The organism is Klebsiella sp. H-Nf2 (assembly GCF_002806645.1).
GTDB lineage: Bacteria > Pseudomonadota > Gammaproteobacteria > Enterobacterales > Enterobacteriaceae > Klebsiella > Klebsiella variicola.
The window spans coordinates 1,203,897-1,229,481 of record NZ_PIBL01000001.1; the positions used below are offsets into that span (position 1 = coordinate 1,203,897).

25 protein-coding genes and 1 other RNA gene are annotated in these 25,585 nt (G+C 58.4%); 13 read left to right on the forward strand and 13 right to left on the reverse strand.

Annotated elements, in window-relative coordinates; translation table 11 throughout:
- Nucleotides 1–56 precede the first annotated feature (56 nt).
- Both CWM58_RS05980 and CWM58_RS05985 read right to left on the reverse strand, forming a co-directional pair.
- A complete protein-coding gene (locus CWM58_RS05980) occupies nt 57–671 on the reverse strand; it encodes a TetR/AcrR family transcriptional regulator (protein WP_004143215.1) in 615 nt (204 codons plus the stop codon).
- 94 nt (nt 672–765) lie between these two features.
- Nucleotides 766–1,761: an NAD-dependent epimerase/dehydratase family protein gene (locus CWM58_RS05985; protein ID WP_100680519.1), complete on the reverse strand. Its 996-nt coding sequence runs from the start codon at nt 1,759–1,761 to the stop codon at nt 766–768.
- 96 nt (nt 1,762–1,857) lie between these two features.
- Here CWM58_RS05985 and CWM58_RS05990 point away from each other — a divergent pair, with 96 nt between their 5' ends.
- A complete protein-coding gene (locus CWM58_RS05990; RefSeq protein WP_100680520.1) occupies nt 1,858–2,769 on the forward strand; it encodes a LysR family transcriptional regulator in 912 nt (303 codons plus the stop codon).
- A gap of 13 nt (nt 2,770–2,782) precedes the next feature.
- Here the strand turns inward: CWM58_RS05990 and CWM58_RS05995 are convergent, their stop codons facing one another.
- The gene (locus CWM58_RS05995; RefSeq protein WP_074385558.1) at nt 2,783–3,001 is read right to left on the reverse strand and encodes a hypothetical protein; all 219 of its coding nucleotides are present in this window, start codon (nt 2,999–3,001) and stop codon (nt 2,783–2,785) included.
- Between the two features lie 186 nt (nt 3,002–3,187).
- Between CWM58_RS05995 and CWM58_RS06000 the strand changes: the two genes are divergently transcribed.
- The 4 genes from CWM58_RS06000 to CWM58_RS06015 are packed head-to-tail and all read left to right on the forward strand — an operon-like array spanning nt 3,188 to nt 7,228.
- Nucleotides 3,188–4,186: an ABC transporter substrate-binding protein gene (locus CWM58_RS06000; protein WP_012967850.1), complete on the forward strand. Its 999-nt coding sequence runs from the start codon at nt 3,188–3,190 to the stop codon at nt 4,184–4,186.
- Nucleotides 4,186–5,223: a FecCD family ABC transporter permease gene (locus tag CWM58_RS06005; protein ID WP_061154238.1), complete on the forward strand. Its 1,038-nt coding sequence runs from the start codon at nt 4,186–4,188 to the stop codon at nt 5,221–5,223. The genes CWM58_RS06000 and CWM58_RS06005 overlap by 1 nt, the downstream gene beginning before the upstream one ends.
- Entirely contained in the window at nt 5,223–5,984 is a 762-nt protein-coding gene (locus tag CWM58_RS06010) for an ABC transporter ATP-binding protein (protein WP_008804455.1), read from the forward strand. Before CWM58_RS06005 ends, CWM58_RS06010 begins: the two co-directional genes overlap by 1 nt.
- Nucleotides 5,985–6,040: 56 nt before the next feature.
- Nucleotides 6,041–7,228, forward strand: a complete 1,188-nt coding sequence (locus CWM58_RS06015) for an MDR family MFS transporter (RefSeq protein WP_165785723.1) — start codon at nt 6,041–6,043, stop codon at nt 7,226–7,228.
- Nucleotides 7,229–7,312: 84 nt separating this feature from the next.
- Here CWM58_RS06015 and CWM58_RS06020 read toward each other — a convergent pair whose 3' ends face one another.
- Together CWM58_RS06020 and CWM58_RS06025 are read right to left on the reverse strand one after the other, a co-directional pair.
- On the reverse strand, nt 7,313–8,344 hold the full coding sequence (locus CWM58_RS06020) for a methionine synthase (protein ID WP_061154236.1): 1,032 nt from the start codon (nt 8,342–8,344) through the stop codon (nt 7,313–7,315).
- Between the two features lie 23 nt (nt 8,345–8,367).
- A complete protein-coding gene (locus CWM58_RS06025; RefSeq protein ID WP_100680522.1) occupies nt 8,368–9,348 on the reverse strand; it encodes a DUF1852 domain-containing protein in 981 nt (326 codons plus the stop codon).
- A 608-nt stretch (nt 9,349–9,956) separates the two neighbouring features.
- Between CWM58_RS06025 and CWM58_RS06035 the strand changes: the two genes are divergently transcribed.
- Nucleotides 9,957–10,277, forward strand: a complete 321-nt coding sequence (locus CWM58_RS06035) for a hypothetical protein (RefSeq protein WP_100680523.1) — start codon at nt 9,957–9,959, stop codon at nt 10,275–10,277.
- 97 nt (nt 10,278–10,374) lie between these two features.
- On the opposite strand, the gene CWM58_RS06040 is transcribed toward CWM58_RS06035, so the two are convergent.
- From CWM58_RS06040 to CWM58_RS06050, 3 genes are all read right to left on the reverse strand, one after another.
- Entirely contained in the window at nt 10,375–10,623 is a 249-nt protein-coding gene (locus CWM58_RS06040; protein WP_002909014.1) for a GlsB/YeaQ/YmgE family stress response membrane protein, read from the reverse strand.
- 203 nt (nt 10,624–10,826) lie between these two features.
- Nucleotides 10,827–11,237: a 1,4-dihydroxy-2-naphthoyl-CoA hydrolase gene (gene menI / locus CWM58_RS06045; protein WP_023290099.1), complete on the reverse strand. Its 411-nt coding sequence runs from the start codon at nt 11,235–11,237 to the stop codon at nt 10,827–10,829.
- Nucleotides 11,234–14,290, reverse strand: coding sequence for an FAD-binding and (Fe-S)-binding domain-containing protein (locus CWM58_RS06050; protein ID WP_100680524.1), 3,057 nt, complete (start codon nt 14,288–14,290; stop codon nt 11,234–11,236). The genes menI and CWM58_RS06050 overlap by 4 nt, the downstream gene beginning before the upstream one ends.
- Nucleotides 14,291–14,508: 218 nt before the next feature.
- On the opposite strand from CWM58_RS06050, the gene ydiK reads away from it, so the two are divergent.
- Nucleotides 14,509–15,621, forward strand: coding sequence for an AI-2E family transporter YdiK (ydiK, locus tag CWM58_RS06055; protein ID WP_004203114.1), 1,113 nt, complete (start codon nt 14,509–14,511; stop codon nt 15,619–15,621).
- A 189-nt stretch (nt 15,622–15,810) separates the two neighbouring features.
- An RNA gene (gene rprA / locus CWM58_RS06060) (antisense sRNA RprA) lies at nt 15,811–15,918 on the forward strand.
- Between the two features lie 86 nt (nt 15,919–16,004).
- Here the strand turns inward: rprA and ppsA are convergent.
- Nucleotides 16,005–18,383: a phosphoenolpyruvate synthase gene (ppsA, locus tag CWM58_RS06065; RefSeq protein ID WP_100680525.1), complete on the reverse strand. Its 2,379-nt coding sequence runs from the start codon at nt 18,381–18,383 to the stop codon at nt 16,005–16,007.
- Between the two features lie 75 nt (nt 18,384–18,458).
- On the opposite strand from ppsA, the gene CWM58_RS28405 reads away from it, so the two are divergent.
- The 4 genes from CWM58_RS28405 (at nt 18,459) to hemP (ending at nt 21,092) form a co-directional block, all read left to right on the forward strand.
- Nucleotides 18,459–18,578 carry a hypothetical protein gene (locus tag CWM58_RS28405; protein ID WP_165785699.1) on the forward strand — a complete coding sequence of 40 codons (120 nt, stop codon included), beginning with the start codon at nt 18,459–18,461 and terminating at the stop codon, nt 18,576–18,578.
- A 144-nt stretch (nt 18,579–18,722) separates the two neighbouring features.
- Nucleotides 18,723–19,556 (forward strand): pyruvate, water dikinase regulatory protein, encoded by an 834-nt coding sequence (locus CWM58_RS06070; protein ID WP_044612763.1) that lies wholly within the window; start codon nt 18,723–18,725, stop codon nt 19,554–19,556.
- Between the two features lie 154 nt (nt 19,557–19,710).
- Complete coding sequence (aroH, locus tag CWM58_RS06075; protein WP_061156355.1) at nt 19,711–20,757, forward strand: 3-deoxy-7-phosphoheptulonate synthase AroH; 1,047 nt, start codon at nt 19,711–19,713, stop codon at nt 20,755–20,757.
- A 155-nt stretch (nt 20,758–20,912) separates the two neighbouring features.
- Nucleotides 20,913–21,092: a hemin uptake protein HemP gene (hemP, locus tag CWM58_RS06080; RefSeq protein WP_023290103.1), complete on the forward strand. Its 180-nt coding sequence runs from the start codon at nt 20,913–20,915 to the stop codon at nt 21,090–21,092.
- A gap of 29 nt (nt 21,093–21,121) precedes the next feature.
- Here the strand turns inward: hemP and selO are convergent, their stop codons facing one another.
- The 4 genes from selO to CWM58_RS06100 all read right to left on the reverse strand — a co-directional run bounded on the left by selO (nt 21,122) and on the right by CWM58_RS06100 (nt 24,524).
- Complete coding sequence (gene selO, locus CWM58_RS06085) at nt 21,122–22,564, reverse strand: protein adenylyltransferase SelO (RefSeq protein WP_100680526.1); 1,443 nt, start codon at nt 22,562–22,564, stop codon at nt 21,122–21,124.
- A gap of 113 nt (nt 22,565–22,677) precedes the next feature.
- The gene (locus CWM58_RS06090; protein ID WP_002909082.1) at nt 22,678–23,142 is read right to left on the reverse strand and encodes an NlpC/P60 family protein; all 465 of its coding nucleotides are present in this window, start codon (nt 23,140–23,142) and stop codon (nt 22,678–22,680) included.
- A gap of 81 nt (nt 23,143–23,223) precedes the next feature.
- Complete coding sequence (gene btuD / locus CWM58_RS06095) at nt 23,224–23,973, reverse strand: vitamin B12 ABC transporter ATP-binding protein BtuD (protein ID WP_100680527.1); 750 nt, start codon at nt 23,971–23,973, stop codon at nt 23,224–23,226.
- Nucleotides 23,973–24,524, reverse strand: coding sequence for a glutathione peroxidase (locus CWM58_RS06100; protein ID WP_074385548.1), 552 nt, complete (start codon nt 24,522–24,524; stop codon nt 23,973–23,975). The genes btuD and CWM58_RS06100 overlap by 1 nt, the downstream gene beginning before the upstream one ends.
- 236 nt (nt 24,525–24,760) lie before the next feature.
- Here CWM58_RS06100 and CWM58_RS06105 point away from each other — a divergent pair, with 236 nt between their 5' ends.
- Nucleotides 24,761–25,561 (forward strand): MetQ/NlpA family ABC transporter substrate-binding protein, encoded by an 801-nt coding sequence (locus tag CWM58_RS06105; protein WP_061154230.1) that lies wholly within the window; start codon nt 24,761–24,763, stop codon nt 25,559–25,561.
- Nucleotides 25,562–25,585 lie beyond the last annotated feature (24 nt).

Genomic DNA, 25,585 nt, shown 5'->3' on the forward strand with positions numbered 1-25,585 from the left:
GACCGGACAGTGACCGCATTCTCAGACGAGTGACCAATAAAGTCAATAGTCACTAATCAGGGGGAGAGGCTTCTCAGGATCAGGGAGGCAAGCAGCACCGCCGCGGTGGGCGCAGTGTCGAGATTGTATTGCAGTTGCACCGGGTTGATGAAAGGACACATCACCATATAGACCGCCAGGGTTGCCTCATCCAGCGGGGTTTTGCGCTCGAACTCACCCGCCTGGCGGCCTTCGACAAGGATTTGACCAATCAGTTGCTGCAGATGACCGGCATACTGTTCCGTTGAGGGCCATTTATCGCGCGCCGCGACGGCGGCGATGTCGTACAGTTTGCGATCCTCGAAAAACAGTTCACTGCCGGCCTCGGTCAGTGCCCGGAACAGGCGGCGCAGTTTCTCGCTGGCGGACGGCGCATCGGCGATAGCCGCGCTGACGGCTACCATGATCTTCTCCAGCCGGCTGGCGCAAATCGCCTCGCCAATCGCCTGCTTGGAGTCGAAAAACTTGTAGATATAGGCTTTAGAAAAGCCTATCGCTTTGGCGAGATCGGTGACCGTCGTTTTCTCATAGCCATAGCGACTAAAGTGCGCCATGGCCGCGTCAAGAATCTGGTCCCGAACGCTGTGGTCATGGGGACCACGGCTTGCAGGGGTGGGGGTATTTTTCGTCATCCGTTTAGCTTAATGCGATCGTTGTCGTTTGACAACGAGTGACGTTATTATGATTTAGTCACAATAACGCCCGTTCTGTGATCCTCTCGCCGCGTCACGCCTCGCGCACCTCGGTGTTTATCGCGCCGGTGGGCAGACAACCCAGGCCTTGCAGCGTCTGAAGCACCGCGCTATCGAGTGGGGTATGCGGCTCCGCGCCTAAAAAATCAACCAGTTTATCGTTGCGCAGGCGTACCGGCAGACGCCAGAGATAGTGCATCTCGACCATTTCCCGCAGGGTGGCGTTAAAGGGCGCGGCCAGCTTTACCAGCCACCAGGGAAAAGACTTCACTGCCGCTCGGCCGCCATAGCGGGCGACCACCCGCTGGATCGCCTGACTCATTTCGCTGCCGTCCGGGTCCCAGTGGCCCTGCATATGAAAGCGAGCAAACGGCTCAAGCTCATGCCTGCGGGCCAGCAGCGCGGCGATGGTGTCGGCGACGTCGGGCAGATAAGCCCACTGATGCCCGACGCCGATCGCCCCCGGGCGGCTAATGACGCGGGGAAGCTGACCAGGCTTGACCAGCCCCTGAGAGAACCAGTTATTTCCAGCGCGCGGACCAAAAAAATCGCCCGCCCGAACAATCAATGCCCGGCCACCACGCTGCACGTAATCCTCCAGCGCCTGCTCCATCTCCACCCGAATAGCGCCTTTACGGGTCACCGGTTGCTGAGGGGACGCTTCATCAATCAGCGGAAACGCATCCGGTCCATAGTTGTAGACCGTGCCGGGCAGAACAACTAACGCTTGCTGCTGTTCGGCGGCCTGCAGGGTGTTGTGCAGCATGGGCAGTACCTGTTGCCGCCAGTGCCGGTAGCCCGGAGGATTAACCGCATGGACGATAACGTCGCAACCGACAGCTGCCGCCGCGACCTGTCCGGCATCCAGCGCGTCGCCGGCTATCCACTGCATGCCATCTGCGGGACCGCGAATCTGAGCGTCGCGCTTCAACGCCCGAACCTGCCAGTTGTCCGCCACCAGCCGGCGCGCCACTTCCCCGCCAATGCCCCCGCTTGCTCCCAGAATAAGTACCTTGCCGCTGCTGTTCATTGTCTTTCCCCGTTCGCTAATGGATGCTTGACAGCCTACCTGCCGCTCATATCAAATGAAATTGCATACCATCATCGAGCAGCTATACATTTTTGTATGAATACCTCTATTCCCTGGGAGTGGTACCGAACCTTTCTCGCCGTCCTGCAGGAAGGCTCCTTATCGGGCGCATCGCGCAGCCTGAACATCACCCAGCCGACGGCGGGGCGCCATATTGCCGGGCTGGAGGCCGCGCTCGGCCAGGCCTTATTTACCCGCTCGCAGACCGGCCTGCTGGCGACCGACGCGGCGCTGGCGCTGCGGGTGCACGCCGAGGCGATGGACAATACCGCCCGGGCGCTGGAACGCACGGCGGCCAACTTCAGTCGCGACAAAACCGATCTGCGTGGCGTGGTGCGGGTGGCCGCCAGCGAGGTGGTCGGCGCCGAGGTGCTGCCGCCGCTGGTTGCCCGGCTCAGACAAGCGTGCCCGAATATCGTCATCGAACTGATGCTCTCCAATCGGTTTCAGGATCTGCTTCACCGGGAGGCGGATATCGCGGTGCGGATGGTCGCCCCGCAGCAGGAGCAACTAATCGCCCGCCGTCTCGGCAGGATCGAGCTTGGGTTACATGCCACCGCCGCCTACCTGACACGCCAGGGGCGGCCCGCTACCCTCGACGATCTGGCCGGCCACGCGCTGATTGGTTTCGATAGCGCCACCCCACTCGTTCGCCGGGCCCTGCAGGCTTACCCCCGTTTTCAGCGCGAAGCCTTCGCGATGCGGACCGATAGCGACCTCGCCCAGTTGAGCCTGATCCGCGCCGGAGCGGGGATCGGCATCTGCCAGGTGCCTCTTGCTAATGGCATCATTCCCCTGCAGCGAGTACTGGCGGCCGACTTTTCCCTGAATCTCGATACCTGGCTGGTAATGCATGAGGACCTGCGCCACAGCCCTGCCTGTAAGCGGGTATTTGATTTTCTCGCCCAGGGGTTGCAGGCATACATTCGCGGCCCACTGGCGAGCTAATCCATCGCGCCGTTTATTCCACGCGCTGCACGCCGGGATAGCGTGCGGTCGCCGCCTCATGAAAAAGATCGTCCAGCCAGCCCGGGATCGCCTCCTCGGGCATTTCATCGGGGATGATGATGTCATACAGCCGGGAAAATTTGCGCTCCGTCAGATCGACACGGAATACCAGCCAGCGCGCCCCCTCACGCTTCACCCCGAGATATCGGCCAAACACGTTATAGATAAGCATCGGCACCTCCCCGACAGGATCCCGCGGTCCGCACAGGCAATGTTCTGGTTTCATTCCGTGCCGAAATAGTCCCACATTGACACTGAATATATTGCATTGTATAAAACCCCGCCCCAATAATGAGTTTCATTTGCATTACTCCCATTTGCTGGTCATCCACTCGCCTGTTTACAAGGATAGCGTTTAATGAAGAAGGTCCTCTGCGCGTTAGGCTTGATGTTCACCGCCGTCAGTTCCGCGCTGGCAACAACCTACCCCCTGACGATTGAAAACTGCGGCTATCAGGAGACCTTCACCCGGCCGCCGGAGCGCGTGGTCGCGCTGGGGCAAAATACGGTCGAAATTCTGCTGCTGCTCGGGCTGCAAAAGCAGGTGGTCGCCAGCGCCTTCTGGCCGACCAGCGTTTTACCGCAGCTGGCTGAGCAAAACGCGAAGATTAAAACCCTGACGGTGGAAATTCCGAGCCTGGAATCCGTGCTGGCGCAAAATCCCGATTTCGTTCCCGCCCAGTTACCTCTGCTACTGGGGCCGGAAAGCAAAGTCGCTAAGCGTGAAGATCTCGCTACCGTCGGCGTAAACAGCTACGTCTCACCGGGGATGTGCGCCACCAAAAAGGCCACCGGCGATATGTATGGCAGCCGGCAAAAGCTGTGGGATATGACCTGGCTGTATCAGGAAATTAGCGATTTTGCCCGCATTTTCAACGTCGAAGATCGTGGTCAGGCGCTGATTGCCGATTTCAAAAAACGTGAAGCCGACCTGCGCCAGGAGTTTGGTAAAAGCAAAAAGGATCTCTCCTTCGTCTTCTGGTTCTCCAGCGCCTCACCTTCGGCCGATGCCTATGTTGGCGGCAAAAACAGCGCCTCCGGATTTATCGCCAGCGTGCTGGGCGGACATAATGCGATTACCTCCGAAACCGAGTGGCCCACGGTGAGCTGGGAGAGCATTATTGCCGCCAACCCGGATGTGATCGTGGTCTCCAGCCTGGATCGTAACCGCTGGGCGCTGGATAAGGCCGAGGAGAAGATCAAATTCCTCAAAAGCGATCCCGCCGTCAGCCAGCTGGAGGCCGTGAAAAAAGGCCATATCGTGGTCATGGACGGTCAGGCGATGAACCCGACCATCCGCACGCTTTATGGCGCGGAACAGGTGGGCGAGCAGCTGAGAAAAATGGGGCTGAACTGATGAGCGTCGCCGTGCTTCAGACGCGCCGCAGCATGCTGCTCACCGGCTGGTGTTTACTGGCCGTGATCGTGCTGGCGCTGGTGATAGCGGTGGGCGTCAGCGTCGGCGAGCTGGCCATCCCGCTGCAGAATGTCTTTTACGCTATCAGCAACAGAACCGGCTTAACCGCTGAGCCTCTCAACCGTATCTATGAGAGCGTGATCTGGGATTTCCGCCTCAGCCGCGCGCTGGTCGCCGCCTGCTGCGGCGCAGGCCTCGCTATCTGCGGCGTCGTGCTGCAAAGCCTGCTGAAAAATGCCCTCGCGGAACCCTACGTCCTCGGCGTCTCCGCCGGGGCCTCCACCGGCGCGGTGTCGATCGTGGTGTTGGGCCTTGGCGCTGGCGCGATTTCCCTCTCGGCAGGCGCCTTTGCCGGGGCCTTCGCTGCCTTCGCCTTTGTCGCCTTGCTAACTAACGGAGCGCGCGGCGGCAATGAGCGTACGATTCTGGCGGGCGTTGCCGCGTCACAGTTATTTAACGCCATCACGGCTTACACCATCAGCACCTCCGCCAGCGCGCAGCAGGCGCGCGATGTGATGTTCTGGCTGCTGGGCAGCTTCAGCGGCGTCCGCTGGCCCGAATTCCAGCTGGTCATCGTGGTGGTGCTCGCGGGCCTGGCGATCTGCCTGTGGTATGCGCGGGCGCTGGATGCGTTCACCTTCGGCGATGATGCCGCCGCCTCGCTGGGGATTGCCGTGCCACAGGTACGCCTGATCCTCTTCACCACTGCGGCGCTGATCACCGCCACCATCGTCAGTATGGCCGGCTCGATCGGCTTTGTCGGCCTGGTGGTGCCGCACGTGATGCGCTTCTTCTTTGGCCCGCTACACCGGACGTTGCTGATTGCCAGCGCGCTGGCAGGGGCGATCCTGATGGTGCTGGCGGACATTGCGTCGCGCCTGCTGATTGCCCCGCAGAGTCTGCCCGTTGGGGTGGTAACCGCCCTGGTTGGGGTGCCTTTCTTTGCCGTGATTATCTACCGCTCAAGGAATAAGTGATGAGCATTTGCGCTGAAAATATCACCTGGAAGGCAGGCAAAAAGGTCATCGTCAATAATGTCTCGCTGCGGGTGTCGCGCGGCGAAACGGTCGGACTGCTGGGGCCCAACGGCTGCGGCAAATCCTCGCTGCTGCGCGTTCTGGCGGGCCTGCGCCGCCCGGATGCGGGTCGCGTCACCCTCGACGGCCAGGACATCACCCGGATGGCGAAAAAGCAGCTCGCCCGCCGCGTGGCTTTCGTCGAGCAACACGGCATGACCGAGGCCAATATGCGGGTGCGCGACGTCGTACGCCTGGGGCGCATTCCCCACCACTCTCCGTTCTCAAACTGGAGCGCTCAGGATGACGAGGCGATCACCGCCGCGCTGCAGCGGGTAGCGATGCTGGAGAAAAGCGAGCAGGGATGGTTAAGCCTCTCCGGCGGCGAGCGGCAGCGGGTGCATATCGCCCGCGCGCTGGCGCAGAGCCCGAGCGAAATTCTGCTGGATGAGCCCACCAACCATCTGGATATACACCATCAGATGCAGTTAATGCAGTTGATCAGCGAGCTGCCGGTGACCAGCATTGTGGCCATTCACGATCTTAACCATGCCGCGATGTTCTGCGATTCGCTGATCGTGATGCAGCAGGGGCAGATCCTCGCCAGCGGGACGCCGGAGGAGATTTTGTCCGAAGCGCTGCTGTGGGACGTTTTCCGGGTGAAAACCAAAATCGAGATCTCCCCTTACCACGGTAAAAAACACATTCATTTCATCGTTTAGGTTGGGCGGATATGCCTCTCTTCTCCCTGCGCCCTGCGGCAACCCTCTGGCCTCCCGTGTTACTGGGAAGCCAGTTCGTTTTTAATATTGGCTTTTACGCGGTCGTTCCTTTCCTCGCCCTCTTCCTGCGCGACGACATGCTGCTCTCGGGGGGTCTTATCGGCCTGATCCTCGGGCTACGCACCTTCTCTCAGCAGGGCATGTTTATCATCGGCGGGACGTTGGCCGACCGCTATGGCGCTAAGGCCATCATCCTCGCCGGCTGCGTCGTTCGCGTCGCCGGTTATCTGCTGCTGGCGTGCGCTACGTCGCTGTGGCCCATTATCCTCGGTGCCTGCCTGACCGGCGTCGGCGGCGCTCTGTTTTCCCCGTCGATCGAGGCCCTGCTGGCGCGGACCGGTACCCACAGCCAGGCCAACGGGAAACGCAGCCGCGCCGAGTGGTTTGCGCTGTTTGCGGTGTGCGGTGAGCTGGGGGCGGTTATCGGACCCGTAGCGGGTGGGCTGATGAGCGGGATCGGTTTTCGGCATATCGCCCTCGCCGGCGCGGGAATATTTCTCCTGGCGCTGCTGGTGCTCTTTTTCTGTCTGCCCGCCGACGGGCACACGACAACAACGCGCAGACGAGTCCCATGGTGGACGCCTTTGCGCCAGCCGCGCTTTGTCGCGTTTATTCTCGCCTACAGCTCATGGCTGTTGAGCTACAACCAGCTGTATCTCGCCCTGCCGGTGGAGATCCAACGTTCCGGCGGTCGTGAGCAGGATCTGGCGCCGCTCTTTATGCTGGCCTCGCTGTTGATTATCACCCTGCAGCTCCCTCTCGCCCACTTCGCCCGACGAATTGGCGCCGTGCGCATCCTGCCAGTGGGCTTTCTGCTGCTGTCGGCATCTTTTGCCAGCGTGGCGTTATTCGCCGCCACCCCGCCCGCCGAAGGCTGGCTGCGATTATTGCCGTCGGCCTGCTTTGTCACGCTGCTCACCCTCGGCCAGATGCTACTGGTGCCCTCAGCCAAGGATCTCATCCCGCTGTTCGCCGAGGAGTCGACGCTGGGCGCCCACTACGGGGCACTCGCCACCGCGGGGGGTTGCGCGGTGTTAGCCGGGAATTTGCTGCTCGGTCATTTGCTTGACCAGGCGCTCACCCCCTCGTCGCAGGCGGTTTATCCCTGGCTCCTGCTGGCGCTGTTTCCACTGTGCAGTGCCGTCGCCCTGCGGGCGATCTGCCGCCCGCTGGCGGCAACATGACGCTGAGCGGGCAACAGCCCGCTCAGGAGGTGAACCGGCGATGAGTGACACCGCCAGGGGAAGATAACGGGAACGCGCCCCGCCTTACTTTGCCGCCAGCTCGCGGCGAACGATCTCGGCGCCGGCGCTCAGGGCATGCAGTTTGCCGGTCGCAACATGGCGCGGCAGCGGCGCCATACCGCAGTTGGTGGACGGGTAGAGTTTGTCGGCATCGACGAACGCCAGGGCCTTGCGCAGGGTTCCAGCCACCTCTTCTGGCGTTTCGATAGCATGACTGGCGACATCGATCGCCCCGACCATCACCTTTTTACCGCGGATCAGTTCCAGCAGATCCATCGGCACCCGCGAGTTGTGGCACTCGAGAGAGATAATATCGAGGGAGGATTTCTGCAGCTGCGGGAAGGCCTCTTCATACTGGCGCCACTCGGAGCCCAGCGTTTTTTTCCAGTCGGTATTGGCCTTGATGCCATAGCCGTAGCAGATATGGACCGCCGTTTCACACTTCAGCCCTTCGGTCGCTCTTTCTAAGGCGGCGATCCCCCAGTCGTTGACTTCATCAAAGAAGACGTTGAAGGCCGGCTCATCGAACTGAATAATATCGACCCCGGCGGCCTCTAACTCTCTCGCTTCCTGATTGAGGATTTTGGCAAACTCCCAGGCCAGCTTTTCCCGGCTTTTATAGTGGTTGTCATACAGCGTGTCGATCATCGTCATTGGGCCCGGCAGCGCCCATTTGATCGGCTGACTGGTGAGCTGACGCAGATAGCGCGCGTCCTCCACGAAGACCGGTTTCTGGCGCTCCACGGCGCCCACCACGGTTGGAACACTGGCCTCATAGCGGTTACGAATTTTCACGATCTCACGTTTGGCAAAATCAACGCCGCTGAGGTGCTCAATAAAGGTGGTGACAAAGTGCTGCCGCGTTTGCTCGCCGTCGCTGACAATATCGATCCCGGCACGCAGCTGGTCGTCGAGGGACAAACGCAGGGCGTCGCGCTTGCCGGCCAGTAATTCTTCGCTGGACAGTTTCCAGGGCGACCACAGGGTCTCTGGCTGCGCCAGCCAGGACGGTTTCGGTAAACTGCCGGCGGTCGATGTCGGAAGCCATGTTTTCATAATAAGTAGCCTTTTATTTTGGTTTAGCAAAGCGCGAAGTTAGCAGACCATTGCTCAAGCAACGTCTTGTGCGGGTTGATAAAATGTTGTTGTGTAAACTTACCCTGCTCTATCGCCAACAGGCTGCGCTCTTCCCGGTCATAAACAATTTTTGTTAATGAATGATCCAGGTGACTGAGATTGGGCTGATAGTATTGCCCCGCCGCGGAATTGGCATTGTAGATCTCCGGGCGGTATATTTTCTGAAACGTCTCCATCGTGCTGATGGTCGCGATCAGCTCCAGGCTGGTGTAATCGCTGAGCAGATCGCCGGTAAAATAAAAGGCTAACGGCGCGACGCTGTGCTTCGGCATGAAATAACGCACCTGCAAGCCCATTTTGCTGAAATAACGCTCCGTCAGCGACACGCCATCCTGAGCATATTCAATGCCGAGGACCGGATGTTCATTGCCGGTACGCCGGTAAACATCTTTACTGGAGACGCTCAGGCAAATCACCGGCGCCTTGCTGAAGCTGGCCTTATAGGCGCTGGATTGCACGAAATCCTTAAAGATATTGCCATGCAGCTCGCCAAAGTTATCGGGCACGCTAAAGCTACCCCGATTTTTATTATGCTCCAACAGCAGCACGCTAAAATCATAATCCCGCACATAGGAAGAGAAGTTATTACCGGCGATACCGGCATGACGCTCACCGCTCTTTTTATCGACAATATGCGTTTGCAGGATCTCTATCACCGGGAAGCTGGCACCATCCTGAGCAATATTCATCTCGACAGAAATAATATCCAGTTCCACCGCATAGCGATCGTTGTGGGGATTATCCCAATGCGCCAGAGTATTAAACCGGTTATTCATCATGATTAACGTATTGTGCAGATTTTCCTGACGGTTCTCCCCTCTGGCTAAATTGGCAAAGTTGGTGGTAATACGCGTATTTTCCGCGGGGTTATAGTTTTCATCAAAACGACTGCGCTTAATCGTATAGGTAAATTCGTTAGTCATGGCGATTGTCCATTCTGGTGTTGGGTATGAAGCTGAATGAGCAGATTGCCATTCCACAAGCAACGCGGGGTCAGGCCTGGCGCGCTTCAACCGGTAAATGTTGTTGATTCGTTAATGAGTCTATTTTTGCCAGAGTCGGCGCTGGAGGGAAAGCGACTTAAATTCATTGCAACATGAGCCATCCTCATGTTGCTCCGCTGAGCGCTGGTTGCAAGGTGTGGAACCGGTCGTGGTCATGGTGCTATGTTCAGGCGCGGGCAACTCAGGCAACGTCTGGCGAATAATCATTTGTCCAGTGAATGTATGCCAGGGTACAATCTTTAACCACTATAATACGTGCTTTGACGTCGCCGCCGTGCCGTACCCGTTTGCTGGAGCTTTTGTCGTAAAGAATGATTGTTGATATCAGTATTATGTCGATGTGCATGGCTGTGCTGCTGATTATGAGCGTACTGCTGAACTAAAATGCTTCCCCAATGACACAAGCTCTCATCTGACCTTCACATTCGCGAAGAAAAAAGGAGATTCAGAGGATTCGCGTCGCATGGGATTGTCCCGCCTGCCGCCGCCCTCTACTCTTTTGGTACTTGCTAATCGAGGAATACCAGATGAAAAAAGCTTTGACTGCCCTGTTCGCTATCGCCGCGGTTGCCGCCGCCAGCGCCTTTGCGGCCGATAAAACCGACGGCCCGGCACCCGCCGTTGATAACGGAGCCCGCCCCCCGCTGGAGATGGGCCGTGGCCCCCTGCCGCCGTTCCCGCCGCAGCTTCCGCCGCACAGACCGGTGCTCTTTTCGGCCACGGTAGCGACCGATACGCCGGCAGAAACCATTAACAAACTGACCGCGCTGATCCCGGCCAGCCCGGCGAAGCACTACGAAGTTCATGTTGAGGTGGTGCCCGTTACCGGGGATACCGACGGGCAATAGCCCTTGCGCGGGTCGCCTGACCTGGGGCCTGCAATAAAAAAAGCTGCCGCTTATCGCGGCAGCTTTGTTAACTTGAATGAAACAGAATGGCAGAGAATTAGCTGCGCACTTTCCGGTAGATAAACAGCACGACCAGCGCACCGATAACCGCGACCACGAAGCTGCCGAAATTAAACCCGTCGACCTTGCCAAAACCAAAAAGGGTACTGATCCAGCCGCCGACCACGGCGCCGATGATCCCCAGAATAACGGTGACAATAAACCCGCCGCCGTCTTTCCCCGGCATAATCCACTTGGCTAAAATACCGGCAATAAGTCCAAAAATGATCCAGGAAAGAATACCCATGGTTAACCGTCCTCTTGTTACCTTTAAGCATTTAGTATTGAAAAGAGTAGCATATATAACGAGAGTGGATCGGCAATAATATATTTATTAGATAATTCCTTGCCGCTGCAGGGTGGTCTTTGTGACAAAATCTCTGGTTCTGACAAACCCGTTTCCGCTTATTACCCTGAAAAAAGGGAGGCTATTCGCCTCCCGGTCACTGCTTATATTACTGCGGTGGTTAGCCGCGATGAACAGCACAATCGCGACTGTTCGTCGAAGATTTCGATTTGCCAGACCTGATGGCGAGTACCGACGTGCAGCGCTTTACAGACACCCCGCACCCGGCCCCCGCGCGCCGAACGAATGTGGTTGGCGTTAACCTCCAGGCCCACCACCTTCTGTTCGCCTTCGCTGCACAGATAACCCGCTACGGACCCCAGGGTCTCCGCCAGCACCACCGACGCCCCACCGTGCAGCAGGCCAAACGGCTGCTGCGTACGGCCATCCACCGGCATCGTGGCCTCCAGCGTATCGTCGGTAAAGGTCTCAAAGCGAATATCGAGCAGCCCTACCATATTTCCCTCACCGAGCCGGTTAAGCTGCTCCAGCGTAGCCTGACGTTTCCAAATCATCCTATTATCTCCAGTAACGCCTGCAGCGGGTGGCGAACGCCGCTGCCTTCAATGCGCTTCACCTGACTGCGGCAGGAGTAGCCCGTCACCAGACAGCGGTTACGCGGCAGCCGCTGCATCGCCTGCTGCCAGGAGAGCGCGTAAATGGCCAGCGAGTTGGCATGGTTTTTCACTTCATGACCATAGGTCCCTGCCATCCCGCAACACCCGACGCTGACGTTTTCCAGCTTCGCGCCAAAGTGGGCAAAAATATCTGCCCATTGCTTTGTCGCCGCCGGCAGCGCGGTCACTTCCGTACAGTGGCCGAACAGGTACCAGGGCTCGCCTCCCTGATCGGGACGGGCGGCGGTCGTCAGCGCCTTCGGCAACCACTCATGCACTAACAGCACCTGGAAATCGCCGCGCTTATCGCCGAGTGTTTGCTTATATTCATCGCGGTAGCAGAGCACCAGCGCCGGATCGACGCCGACCAGCGGCATGCCAAGCTGCGCCACGCGATTGAGGAAGTCCGCCGTCTTCTGCGCGGTGCGCGCGAAGCGGGTGAGGAATCCTTTAATATGCTGCGCCTTGCCGTTTGGAGAGAACGGCAGCAGCACCGGCTGATAGCCTAACGCTTCGACGAGGCGAATAAAGTCGGCCACCACCTGGGCGTCGTAGTAGCTGGTGAAGGGATCCTGTACCACCAGCACCATCTTCGCTTTCTGCTCGTCGCTCAGCGTTTCGAGCTGCTCAAGCGTCATGTTGGCGGAGCGGTGGCCGGCCATCTGCTGCTTCAGCGACGGCGCCGAGAGCAGCGGCAGATCGACCATCCCAATGTGCTTCTCCGACAGCTTTTTCAGCCACGGCTGGTTAATAAAAAAGTTAAAGGTCTTCGGCGCCTGCGCCATCAGCGGCGCATAGGATTCGACCGACGCCACCAGATGATCGCGTACCGGGCGCAGATAGCGGCTGTGGTACAGCTGCAGGAAGCGCGAACGGAACTCAGGCACATCGATTTTAATCGGGCACTGGGTCGAACAGGCTTTACAGGCCAGACAGCCGGACATCGCCTCTTTGACCTCGTGCGAGAAGTCATATTCCCCTTTACGCGCATGCCAGCTGTTCCGCGTGCGCGCCACCAGCGAACGCAGGCTGACGCCCTGCTCCGGCAGCGCCTTCTCCAGCTGGTTGGGATCGACGCCGCGGTCGGCCAGCAGGCGCAGCCATTCACGCACCAGCGTCGCGCGCCCTTTCGGCGAGTGGATGCGCTGGTTGCTGACTTTCATCGACGGACACATCGGGCTCTTGACGTCAAAGTTGAAGCACAACCCGTTACCATTACACTCCATCGCCCCGCGCCAGCTGCTGCGCACCGCGATGGGGATCTGCCGATCCCAGGTGCCGCGCTTCACCGCATCGACTTTCATCATCGGCGCATCGACGCCTTCCGGAGGACAGATTTTCCCTGGGTTCAGGCGGTTATCGGGATCGAAGACCGCTTTGATCTTCCGCAGCTCGGCATACAGCGTCTCGCCAAAGAAGGCCGGACTGTACTCCGCGCGGAAGCCTTTGCCGTGTTCGCCCCACAGCAGGCCGCCATACTTCGCCGTCAGCGCCACCACGTCGTCAGAGATCTGCTTCATCAGCACCTCCTGCTGCGGATCGCACATGTCCAGCGCCGGACGCACGTGCAGCACCCCGGCATCAACGTGGCCAAACATGCCGTAGCTCAGCCCGTGGCTGTCGAGCAGCGCGCGGAACTCGACGATGTAATCCGCCAGATGCTCAGGCGGTACGCAAGTGTCTTCAGCGAAAGGAATAGGCTTGGCGGCGCCTTTGGCATTGCCCAACAGGCCGACGGCCTTCTTGCGCATGGCGTAGATACGCTCTACGCCATCGAGATCGTGACAGACCTGCCAGCCGATGACGCCCGCCTCGCTGCCGGCCATCAGCTCATCCAGCCGCTGGCACAGGGCGGTGACCTGCTGGTCAATCAGCGTAGCGTCATCCCCGGCAAACTCGACGATATTGAGCCCGAGCATCTCTTTATCCGGCACGTCGGTGATCAGTTCGCTTACCGAGTGCCAGACGATATCCTCGCGCGCCAGATTCAGAACCTTGGAGTCGACAGTCTCCACCGACAGCGCTTTCGCCTGCACCATAAAGGGCGCGTTACGCAGCGCAGAGTCAAAGGAGTCATATTTGACGTTGACCAGGCGGCGCACCTTCGGCAGGCGGGTGATATCCAGCCGCGCTTCGGTAATAAACGCCAGCGTGCCTTCCGAACCGGTTAAAATACGGGTCAGATCGAACTCGCTCATCTCATCGTTAAAGACATGACGCAGATCGTACCCGGTGAGGAAGCGGTTAAGTTTAGGAAACTTATCAATGATCAGTTCACGCTGCGTCTTGCAGCGCTGGTAGACCGTGTTATAGATCCGGCCAATCGTCGATGGGGTGTTGCCCAGCGTCTCCGCCAGCGCCACCGGCACCGCCTGGGTATCGAGGATATCGCCGCCCATCAGCACCGCTCGCAGACCGAGCACGTGATCCGACGTTTTACCGTACACCAGCGATCCCTGTCCGGACGCGTCGGTGTTTATCATCCCGCCCAGCGTGGCGCGGTTGCTGGTGGAAAGCTCAGGTGCAAAGAAGTAACCATAGGGTTTAAGAAACTGGTTCAGCTGATCTTTGATGACCCCGGCTTCAACGCGCACCCAGCCCTCTTCGGGGTTAATCTCAATGATGCGATTCATATAGCGGGACATATCGACAATAATCCCGCCGTTCAGCGCCTGGCCGTTGGTGCCGGTGCCACCGCCGCGCGGCGTGAAGACCAGCGATGTAAAGCGCGGTTCGGCGGCGACGCGCGCCAGCAAGGCCACGTCCGCCGTAGAACGCGGAAAAAGCACCGCATCCGGCAGCAGCTGATAGACGCTGTTGTCGGTGGCCATCGTCAGCCTGTCGGCATAGCTGGTGGCGGTATCGCCGGTAAAACCCTGTTGCTCCAGTACCTGCAAAAAATTCAGCACCAGCTGAACTACCCCTGGTGCCTGAGAAATTTGTGGGATCATCACACTTGACCCTGCCTGACTATGTTGTGTTTGAAAATATTGTGTTGGTGCTAACTAAACGTTTGCGTAGCGCATTCAACTTTTTATCACATTTTTTTCATATGCGCCCACGTGTTTTCTGTGCAAAATCAGCCCGGCAATATTATTGATATTATTATCAGTACAAGGATTTACGCGGCGCCAGCTTTTTGGCGCGACTGGAAAGGTAAAATTTCTCTATGATAAACCCCCATCAGCCTCGGGACATTCCGCAAATACTGCTGTCGGTGCTGTTCCTGGCCCTGATTATCATATCCTGCCTGTGGGTTGTGCAGCCGTTTATTCTGTCCTTCGCCTGGGCCGGTACGGTGGTGATCGCCACCTGGCCGGTGCTACTGCGTCTGCAGCGCGTGCTGTTCGGCAAACGGATGCTGGCGGTGCTGGCGATGACCCTGCTGCTGTTTTTGCTATTCGTTATTCCTATCGCTCTGCTGGTCAACAGCCTGGTGGATAACAGCGTCCCGCTGATCAAACTTATCAGCAGTGGAAATGTGACGCTGCCGGATTTCGCCTGGCTGAACAGCGTGCCGCTGGTCGGCGATAAGCTGTACTCCGCCTGGCATGGTCTGCTGGATATGGGCGGCTCGGCGATTATGGCCAAGGTTCGCCCCTATATTGGCACTACCACCAGCTGGTTTGTCGGGCAAGCGGCGCACATCGGCAAGCTGCTGGTCTACTGCGGTCTGATGCTGTTGTTCAGCGCGCTGCTCTACTGGCGCGGCGAGCAGGTGGCCTATGGTTTCCGCTACTTCGCTACACGCCTCGCAGCCAAACGCGGCGATGCGGCGGTGCTGCTGGCCGGCCAGGCCGTGCGCGCCGTGGCGCTGGGCGTGGTGGTGACGGCCCTTACTCAGGCGGTGCTGGGCGGGATCGGCCTTGCCATCTCTGGCGTGCCCTACGCCGCTCTGCTGACCGTGGTGATGATCTTTACCTGTCTGGTCCAGCTCGGCCCTTTGCTGGTTCTGGTGCCGTCGATTATCTGGCTTTACTGGAGCGGGGACACCACCTGGGGCACCGTGCTGCTGGTGTGGAGCTGCGTGGTTGGCACCATGGACAACGTCATTCGTCCGGTGCTTATCCGCATGGGCGCCGACCTGCCGATGATCCTCATTCTTACCGGCGTCATTGGCGGACTGATCGCCTTCGGCATGATCGGTCTGTTTATCGGTCCAGTGCTGCTGGCCGTCTCCTGGCGTCTGTATGACGCCTGGGTACACGAAGTGCCGCCGCCGCCGAAAGACCCCGATGTCGTCCTCGAAGAGCTTAGCGAGCTGGAGGCTGGGCGCAAGTAATGCCCTGGCAGGCGGGGAGACCCGCCTGTTTCCTTGCCCGCCTATTGTTAAGCAAAATTTATTGATCGCCGGCAACGCGCTGGCCCTGAGCGCCATTCCCCTCGCTTTCCTCCCCCAGTCCTTCACAACAATTTAACTATTGAGAGGAATCTGATCGACGGCAAAGGCCCCGCTGCCTACTATTAGCTCACGGTTATAAATCAACACCTTGATTTATAAGCATGGAAATCCCCTGAGTGAAACAACGAATTGCTGTGTGTAGTCTTTGCCCATCTCCCACGATGGGCTTTTTTTTGTCCTGCGCATCGCCACAGCGGACAGCCTGCAACAGGCAAAAAAAATCCCCGGCATCGCTGCCGGGGATCGGTGCTGTTAGGGCGAACTTATTTTTTCAGTTCCGCCAGACCTAACCAGGTTTGCACCACGGTATCCGGGTTCAGGGACAGGCTATCAATCCCCTCCTCCATCAGCCAGGCGGCAAAATCTTCATGGTCAGACGGCCCCTGGCCGCAGATGCCGACGTATTTGCCCTGTTTTTTCGCTGCGCGGATCGCCATCGACAGCAGGGCTTTCACCGCGTCGTTGCGCTCATCAAACAGCTCAGAGACCACGCCGGAGTCGCGATCCAGACCGAGCGCCAGCTGGGTCATGTCGTTCGAACCGATGGAGAAGCCGTCGAAGTACTCGAGGAACTGCTCGGCCAGCAAGGCGTTCGATGGGATCTCACACATCATAATGATCTTCAGCCCGTTCTCGCCGCGCTTCAGCCCCTGACGCTCCAGCTCTTCGACCACCGCTTTCGCCTGGGCGACGGTACGCACAAACGGCACCATCACTTCGACGTTGGTCAGCCCCATGTCGTTACGCACGCGCTTCATCGCTTCACACTCCAGCGCGAAGCAGTCGCGGAAGCTTTCGGAAACGTAGCGTCCGGCGCCGCGGAAGCCGAGCATCGGGTTCTCTTCTTCCGGCTCATAACGCTCGCCGCCCACCAGGTTGGCGTATTCGTTAGATTTAAAGTCCGAAAGACGCACAATCACCCGTTTCGGGTAGAAGGCGGCGCCAAGGGTAGCGATCCCTTCAGTCAGACGGCCGACGTAGAACTCTCTCGGCGAATCGTAGCCTTTCATCAGCTCGCGGATTTCGTTCTGCAGGCCCGGCTCCTGGTCGTCAAACTCCAGCAGCGCGCGCGGGTGAACGCCAATCATACGGTTGATGATAAATTCCAGCCGCGCCAGCCCCACGCCTTCGTTCGGCAGGCAGGCGAAGTCGAAGGCGCGATCCGGGTTGCCGACGTTCATCATCACCTTCAGCGGCAGATCAGGCATCTCGCCGACGCTGGAGCTCTTGACGCTGAAGTCCAGCAGCTCGGCGTAAACATAGCCGGTGTCGCCTTCGGCGCAGGAGACGGTCACGTTCTGGTTTTCCTGAATGCGATCGGTGGCATCGCCGCAGCCGACCACCGCCGGGATCCCCAGCTCACGGGCGATAATTGCCGCGTGGCAGGTACGTCCGCCGCGGTTGGTGACGATCGCCGAGGCTTTCTTCATGATCGGTTCCCAGTCCGGGTCGGTCATGTCGGTAACCAGCACGTCGCCTGGCTCAATGCGGTTCATCTCACTAATATCGTGGATCACCTTCACCGGGCCGGCGCCGATACGGTGGCCGATGGCGCGCCCTTCGGCGATGATCTGCCCCTGAGCGTGCAGGGTATACCGCTCCATCACCAGGCCGCGGGAACGCACAGTTTCCGGACGCGCCTGGACGATAAACAGCTTACCGGTGTGGCCATCTTTCGCCCATTCGATATCCATCGGACGGCCGTAGTGCTTCTCGATCTGCACCGCCTGCTTCGCCAGCTCTTCGACTTCCTCGTTGGTTAACGAGAAAACATCACGCTGCGCCTGCGGCACATCTTCGATACGCACCTGCTTGCCGTGCTCCTGGGTCGGTGCGTAAACCATGCGGATCTTTTTCGACCCCATGGTACGGCGCACGATAGCCGGGCGGCCAGCGGCCAGCGTCGGCTTGTGGACGTAGAATTCGTCCGGGTTCACCGCGCCCTGCACTACCATCTCGCCGAGGCCCCACGCCGAGGTGATAAACACCACCTGGTCGAAGCCGGACTCGGTATCGATAGAGAACATGACGCCGGAGGAGGCCAGATCGGAGCGGACCATCCTCTGTACCCCGGCAGAAAGCGCCACGCCGCGGTGATCGTAACCCTGATGCACGCGATAGGAGATCGCGCGATCGTTAAACAGTGAGGCAAACACGTGCTTCACGGCAACGAGCACGGCGTCAAAGCCCTGCACGTTGAGGAATGTCTCTTGCTGCCCGGCGAAGGAGGCGTCCGGCATATCTTCCGCAGTGGCGGAAGAACGCACGGCAAATGAGGCCTCGGCGTCATCGGCGGACAGCAGGTCATAAGCATCGCGAATCGCGTTTTCCAGTTCGCTCTGGAAAGGGGTGTCGATGATCCACTGACGGATCTGCGCGCCCGCTTTCGCTAATGCGGAAACGTCGTCAATGTCGGTTTCATCCAGCAGTGCATAAATGCGCTGGTTAACACCGCTTTGGTTCAGGAACTGATCAAAAGCATCAGCGGTGGTGGCAAACCCGTTAGGCACGGAGACACCCATACCGGACAGGTTTGTAATCATTTCACCAAGGGAGGCATTTTTGCCCCCAACTCTGTCTACATCATTCATGCCGAGTTGGTTATACCAAAGCACCAGCGGTGACGAGCCATTGTTGGACATCGAGACAATCCTTTTGTGATTTAATACCAGTGAAAAAAATTTCACGATCGACTGCAGGATTATCCTGACATATTTATGGGGCTGAAAAAAACGGTGAATCGTTCAAGCAAATTATTTTTTCAATTTTCGGACTGTTCCCGCGATATAGTTAACTTAATGATTTTTAGGAATTATGACGAAAAACGCTGGAAATAACGGCAAAAAAAAGAAAATGAACCACCCTTTTCATAAAAAACAAAAATAGCGTTTCAATTTTAACAAGAGACAAATCAAACAGGGATATGCTTAAATTTAATATCCGTATTCAGGCAATTAAACTCATTATACCGGATGGTCAAAATGGAAAGTGCTGTAGATCGCCACGTATTTTATATTTCTGACGGTACCGCCATTACGGCAGAAGTGCTGGGGCATGCCGTGATGTCGCAATTCCCGGTCGCCATCAGCAGCGTGACTCTGCCGTTTGTCGAAAACGTCAGCCGCGCGCGGGCGGTGAAGGAGCAGATCGACGCCATCTATCAGCAAACGGGCATTCGTCCGCTGGTGTTCTATTCCATCGTCATCCCGGAAATCCGCGACATTATCCTGCAAAGCGAAGGTTTTTGTCAGGACATCGTGCAGGCGCTGGTGGCCCCGCTGCAGCAGGAGCTCAACCTCGACCCGACGCCAGTGGCGCACCGCACCCACGGGCTCAACCCCGGCAACCTGATTAAATATGATGCGCGTATCGCCGCCATCGATTACACCCTCGCCCACGACGATGGCATCTCCCTGCGTAACCTCGATCAGGCCCAGGTGATCCTTCTCGGCGTGTCGCGCTGCGGCAAGACGCCCACCAGTCTGTACCTCGCCATGCAGTACGGCATTCGCGCCGCCAACTATCCGTTTATCGCCGACGATATGGACAATCTGGTGCTGCCGGCGTCGCTGAAACCCCTGCAGCATAAGATGTTCGGCCTGACCATCAACCCCGAACGGTTGGCGGCGATCCGCGAAGAGCGTCGGGAAAACAGCCGCTACGCCTCTCTGCGTCAGTGTCGAATGGAGGTGACCGAAGTGGAGGCCCTGTATCGCAAAAATAAAATCCCGTGCCTGAACAGTACCAATTATTCTGTTGAGGAAATTGCGACAAAAATCATGGACATCATGGGGCTGAATCGCAGAATGTACTAACACACTAGTACATTATTAAAAATTTGTTTATGCTATCACCCGTGGCCTATACAGGATCATGCCCTGCTCTTGCAATAAGCAGGGATTGGTTTATCGTGATGCGCATCACTTCCCGGCATTTTCGCCGCGGAAGAAACAGATTTTTGAGACCCCAATGAATAAAACAGACGAATTGCGTACCGCGCGCATTGAGAGCCTGGTAACGCCCGCGGAACTGGCCCAGCGCCATCCCGTCACGGCCGACGTGGCCGCCCACGTCTCGGCCTCCCGCCGCCGAATTGAAAAAATTCTCAACGGCGAAGACCGCCGCCTGCTGGTGATTATCGGCCCCTGCTCCATTCACGATACCGACGCGGCGATGGAATATGCCCGCCGCCTGCAGGGCATGCGCGAGCGCTACCAGCCGCAGCTGGAGATCGTGATGCGCACCTATTTTGAAAAACCCCGTACCGTGGTGGGCTGGAAAGGCTTAATCTCCGATCCGGATCTCAACGGCAGCTACCGGGTCAACCACGGGATCGAGCTGGCGCGGCGCCTGCTGCTGCAGGTTAATGAGCTGGGGGTACCGACGGCCACCGAGTTTCTCGATATGGTGACCGGTCAATTTATCGCCGATCTCATCAGCTGGGGTGCCATCGGGGCGCGCACCACCGAAAGCCAGATCCACCGTGAGATGGCCTCAGCGCTCTCCTGCCCGGTCGGGTTTAAAAACGGCACCGATGGCAATACGCGCATCGCGGTGGACGCCATCCGCGCCTCCCGCGCCAGCCATATGTTCCTCTCCCCGGACAAGCAGGGGCAAATGACGATTTACCAGACCAGCGGCAACCCGTACGGGCATATCATTATGCGCGGCGGCAAACAGCCAAACTATCATGCCGAGGATATTGCTGCCGCTGGCGAGGCGCTGCGTGAATTCGATCTGCCGGAACAGCTGGTCGTCGACTTCAGCCATGGTAACTGCCAGAAGCAGCACCGTCGTCAGCTGGAGGTGTGCGCCGATATCTGTCAGCAAATTCGCGCGGGCTCCACCGCCATCGCCGGGATTATGGCGGAGAGCTTCCTGCAGGAAGGTACCCAGAAAGTGGTCCCCGGCCAGCCGCTGACCTGGGGCCAGTCGATCACCGACCCCTGCCTGAGCTGGGATGACAGCGAAAGGTTATTGAGCGAGCTGGCCGCCGCCACCGCCACCCGTCTGTAACCGCTCCGCCCGTCGCGCCTGCGGCGGGCAATTTCCTTCGGTGACTCCCCTACCAAATCCGGTAACACGACAAATAACGCTTGCCGTCAAAAACAACATTATTGATAATGATTATCATTGTTGCTTTGATTTTTATTTTGAGAGCTATGACGCGTATGGATAACACTGCCACAGCTGAAAAACCAAAAGACAATGCCCCCTATCCCGTGGCGACGGACAGGCAGATCAGCAGTCGGGTTCTGTTAGGTAGCGAAGGACGGGTAGTCATTGAACATGGCGGCCAGCGCTATCTGCTGCGCCAGACCCATGCCGGGAAGTTAATTCTGACCAAATAAGCGCCCCACTGAGCGCGGGGCGAGGCGAGTTAGCTCGAGCAGCTGACTTCCAGACGTTTCCCCCAGTCCGGTGGGCGGCGGACGTAGTCGTCCTCGCGATCGGTAAAGGGGTCAGCCAGCGCGGCATGCAGGCGCTCCAGCTCGCCCATATCGCCCGCCTCGGCCTGCTCTATCGCCCGCTGCGCCAGCCAGTTGCGTAACACCAGCGCCGGATTTACGCCCTGCATCCGCTGCTGGCGCTGCGCGTCATCCACCTGTTCATCACGCAGGCGCGCACGATACTCGGCAAACCAGCTGTCGAAAGCCGCCCGATCGATAAACTCGTCGCGCAGCGGCGAGGCGGCGCTGAGCTGTTCGCTGTGGCTCAGCTGGCGGAACGTTCGGGTATAGTCACTCTTCTCACGGATCATCAGGGCAAACAGCCCGTCCAGCAGGTCGTTATCCCCTTTCTGCTGGCTGAACAGGCCGAGTTTATCGCGCATCCGCTGGCCATAAGTGGTCAGCAAGGCGTGCTGATAATCATCCAGCGCCGCGTTCAGCGCTTCGGCGCTGATAAACGGCGACAGCGACTGGGCCAGACGCTGCAGATTCCACAGCCCTACCGCCGGCTGGTTTTCAAAACTGTAGCGCCCTTGGTAATCCGAGTGGTTGCAGATGAAGTCCGGCTGAAAATCGTCAAGGAAGCCATACGGGCCGTAGTCGATGGTCAGACCGAGAATTGACATATTGTCGGTATTCATCACCCCATGGGCAAAGCCCACGGTTTGCCAGCTGGCGATGGTCTGTGCGGTACGCGTGACAACGTCACGGAACCATAACAGATACTTGTCTGCCTCATCCTGCAGCTGCGGCCAGTGGTGGCGAATGACATAGTCGGCCAATTGCTGGACCTTTTGCGGCTCACGGCGATAGTAAAAGTGTTCGAAATGGCCGAAGCGGACATGGCTCTCGGCCACCCGCATCAACATCGCGCCAGCCTCCACGCGCTCGCGGTAGACCGGCGTATCGCTGGTCACCATCGCCAGGGCGCGCGTCGTCGGGATCCCCAGCGCGTGCATCGCCTCTGACGCCAGACTTTCCCGGATCGTCGAGCGCAGTACAGCGCGGCCGTCCCCCATCCGCGAATAGGGGGTCAGGCCAGCGCCTTTCAGATGCCAGTCGTAACGGCGGCCATCCGCCAGCTGCTGCTCGCCGAGCAGGATCCCGCGTCCGTCGCCCAGCTGGCCGGCCCAGGCGCCAAACTGATGGCCGCTGTAAACCTGCGCCAGCGGCGACATGCCAGGAAGCAGCGCTTCGCCGCCCCAGACGCCGGCCCCACTTTCAGGCGCAAACAGGGCGTCGGGCACCCCCAGCTGTTGCGCCAGCGGGGCGTTGCGCCAGATGAGTCGGGCGTTATCCAGCGGCGTCGGTGACAGGGAAGTGTAAAAATCCGGCAGTTCATCCCGCCAGTGGGTGGTAAAAGAAAGGGTCATGGTTCCTCCTTCCTTCAGTGTAGTGCCTCGAACAGCGGATTAACACGGGCGGAGTGCAGGGTTATCGGCAGAAAAAAGGGAAGCGCTCACTTCCCTCTTGCTTCTGAATGACGTCAGATGCGCCGCGCCTGCCAGAACTTTTTGTTCCAGTAGACGTTATCCAGCGAGGAACGGGTGACGCCCTGGCTGGTGGAGGCATGGATAAACTGGTTGTCGGTATCGTAGATGCCAACGTGCAAACCGCTCTCCCCTGAGCCGGTTTTGAAGAACACCAGATCGCCGGGCAGCAGATCGCGCTTATCGATACGGGTGCCGATTTCCGCCTGCTCGCGGGTTTCACGCGGCAGCTGGAGGGCAAATTTATCGCGAAACGTGCGCACCACGAAGCCGGAGCAGTCAACGCCGCGCGGCGTCATGCCGCCGTAGCGATACGGCGCGCCACGCCAGCTGCGCAGCTGCTCGTTCAGATTCGCCACCACGGTAATGGAGTCAGCCAGCCGAGGATTCGGCGGCGGTGCCCGATGGCTGCTGCAGCCGGCTAAAATTAACGCCGCCGCCAACATGAACCAGAAGCGCATTTCAGATGATCCCTCTGTCCCTAGTCTCTTTATCGCAATAATTTAGCTTGTTTATCAATACACTGACAAGGTGACTGCGTGCTACTGTGACGCGATGAGCATAATATGACCGGCCACCTCCACGCGCTGGAACGGGATCGCATAGGCAGCGGTTAAATTTTCCGCATTCAGCACCTCGGCGGTCTCTCCGCAGGCGATGGCTTCGCCCTGGCAGAGCAGCCAGCTTTGTCCGGCATGGCGCAGGGTATGGTTGAGATCGTGGCTGCTCATCACCACCGCAATACCCGCCGCGCTCAGCTCACGTAACAGCCGATCCAGCGCCGCCTGCTGAGCCACATCCAGACTGTTCATCGGCTCATCCAGCAGCAGCAGTTGACCCGCGGGATGACTCAAGGGATCGATCTGCAGGATCACTGCCGCCAGTCGCACGCGCTGCCACTCACCGCCCGAAAGCTGGTTGACCTGACGGCCCAGCTTATTGTCCAGACCAAGCCTGGCCGCGATATCGCTCAGACGGGCGCTATCGCCCTGCTGCTGCATATGCAGCGCCAGGTAGTGCCACACCGGCATGGCGAATGGCGGAGTCTGGTGTTGACACAGATATCCGCGACGGCGCGCCAGCTCCGTCGCCGGCCACTCGTCAAGCCGCCGGCCGTTAAAATGAACCGTGCCGGGGCCGTCGGACAGCCCCGCCATGCGGGTCAGCAGCGTGCTCTTCCCTGCGCCGTTCGGCCCCACCAGGTGGACAATCTCCCCGGCGCGAAAAGCCGCAGAAAACGGGGCCAGGCGCCCCGCCGTCTCTACATCCTGTAGCTGCATCAGAAACGCCATTATTTCGCCAGCGCTCCTTTAATCGCCGCCACCAGCTGCGGATCGTCCGGCGTCATATCCGGAGAGAAGCGCTGAATGACGTTGCCCTGGCGATCGACGAGGAATTTTTCGAAATTCCACAGAATGTCGTCCACATACAGCGGCGCCCGGCCTTTGCTGGCCATCCGCTCATAAAAACCGCTGCCTTCCGGGGCCACCGCTTTCGGCGCGGCGGCAATCAGTTTTTGATACAACGGCGCGCGATGTTCACCGTTGACGTCAATTTTGCTGAACAGCGGGAAGGTGACGCCGTAGGTGGTGCTGCAGAAGGTCTTAATCTCTTCTTCACTGCCCGGCTCCTGGCCGAGGAACTGGTTGCAGGGGAACCCCAGCACGCTAAAGCCCTCGCCGGCAAACTGCTTTTGCAGATCCTCGAGTTGCTCATACTGCGGCGTCAGGCCGCATTTCGAGGCCACATTGACGATCAACAGCACCTTGCCGGCAAAGGATGCCAGGGTGGTTTTCTCGCCATCAATGGTCGTCACTTCGGTATTCAGAATGTCATGTTGCATAGCCTGTCCTCAATGGATAAACCGGTTTCCGGTGAAGGTGATCCCTATCTACTGTAGCGGATTCAGCGGCCGCCATTCTACTGCCAATCCCCCCGAGTTGTCGCATGATGTAACAGCGCTTCGCTGGCCGCCGGCAACATGAAATCCTCTCAATTGGGCCGTCGACCATTTCCGTGTACAGTATCCCGGTAATGTAATATGGTTTCGTTACTTGTTAATTTAAGAGAGTTTTATTGATGAAGAAGTTGTTTAGCCTGGCGTTAATCGCCACCTCTGTCGCTCTGCTGAGCGCTTGCTCTCCGGATGAAGATAATAAAGTGAAAGTCGCTATCAATACCGGGCCGGACGAAGCCATCTGGAAAGTGGTGGAGCAGGTGGCGAAGGATAAATATCATCTCGACGTCGAAGTGGTCTCCTTCAATGATTATGTGCTGCCCAACGAAGCGCTGAACAACAAAGATGTGGATGCCAACGCCTTCCAGACCCTGCCGTACCTTGAGGCGCAGTCGAAAGAGCGCGGCTATAAATTTGCGGTGGTCGGTAAAACCTTTGTCTTCCCTATCGCCGCCTATTCTCACCGGATCAAAAACATCAGCGAACTGCCCGATGGGGCGACGGTGACCATTTCTAATGAAACCACTACCCTGGGCCGCAGCCTGCTGCTGCTCCAGGCGCAGGGGTTACTCAAGCTGAAACCGGGCGTCGGCTATTTACCCACTACGCTGGATATCATCGACAACCCGAAACAGCTGAAAATTGTTGAAGTGGATACCCCGCAGCTGACCCGTACCCTTGATGATCCGAACGTCAGCCTGTCAATTATTAACACCAACTTCTCCGCTCAGGCGGGCCTGTCGGCCGCCCGCGACGGTCTGTTTATGGAGGGGCCGGATTCCCCGTACGTGAATGCGATTGTCGCCCGCGAGGATAATAAGGACAGCAAGAAAATTCAGGAGCTGAAAGCCGCCTTCCAGACCAGCGAAGTCGCGGAAAAAGCGAAGGAAGTCTACAAAGGCGACGCGATTAAAGGCTGGTAAGCCTGAACCGGCGCCGTCCCTGCC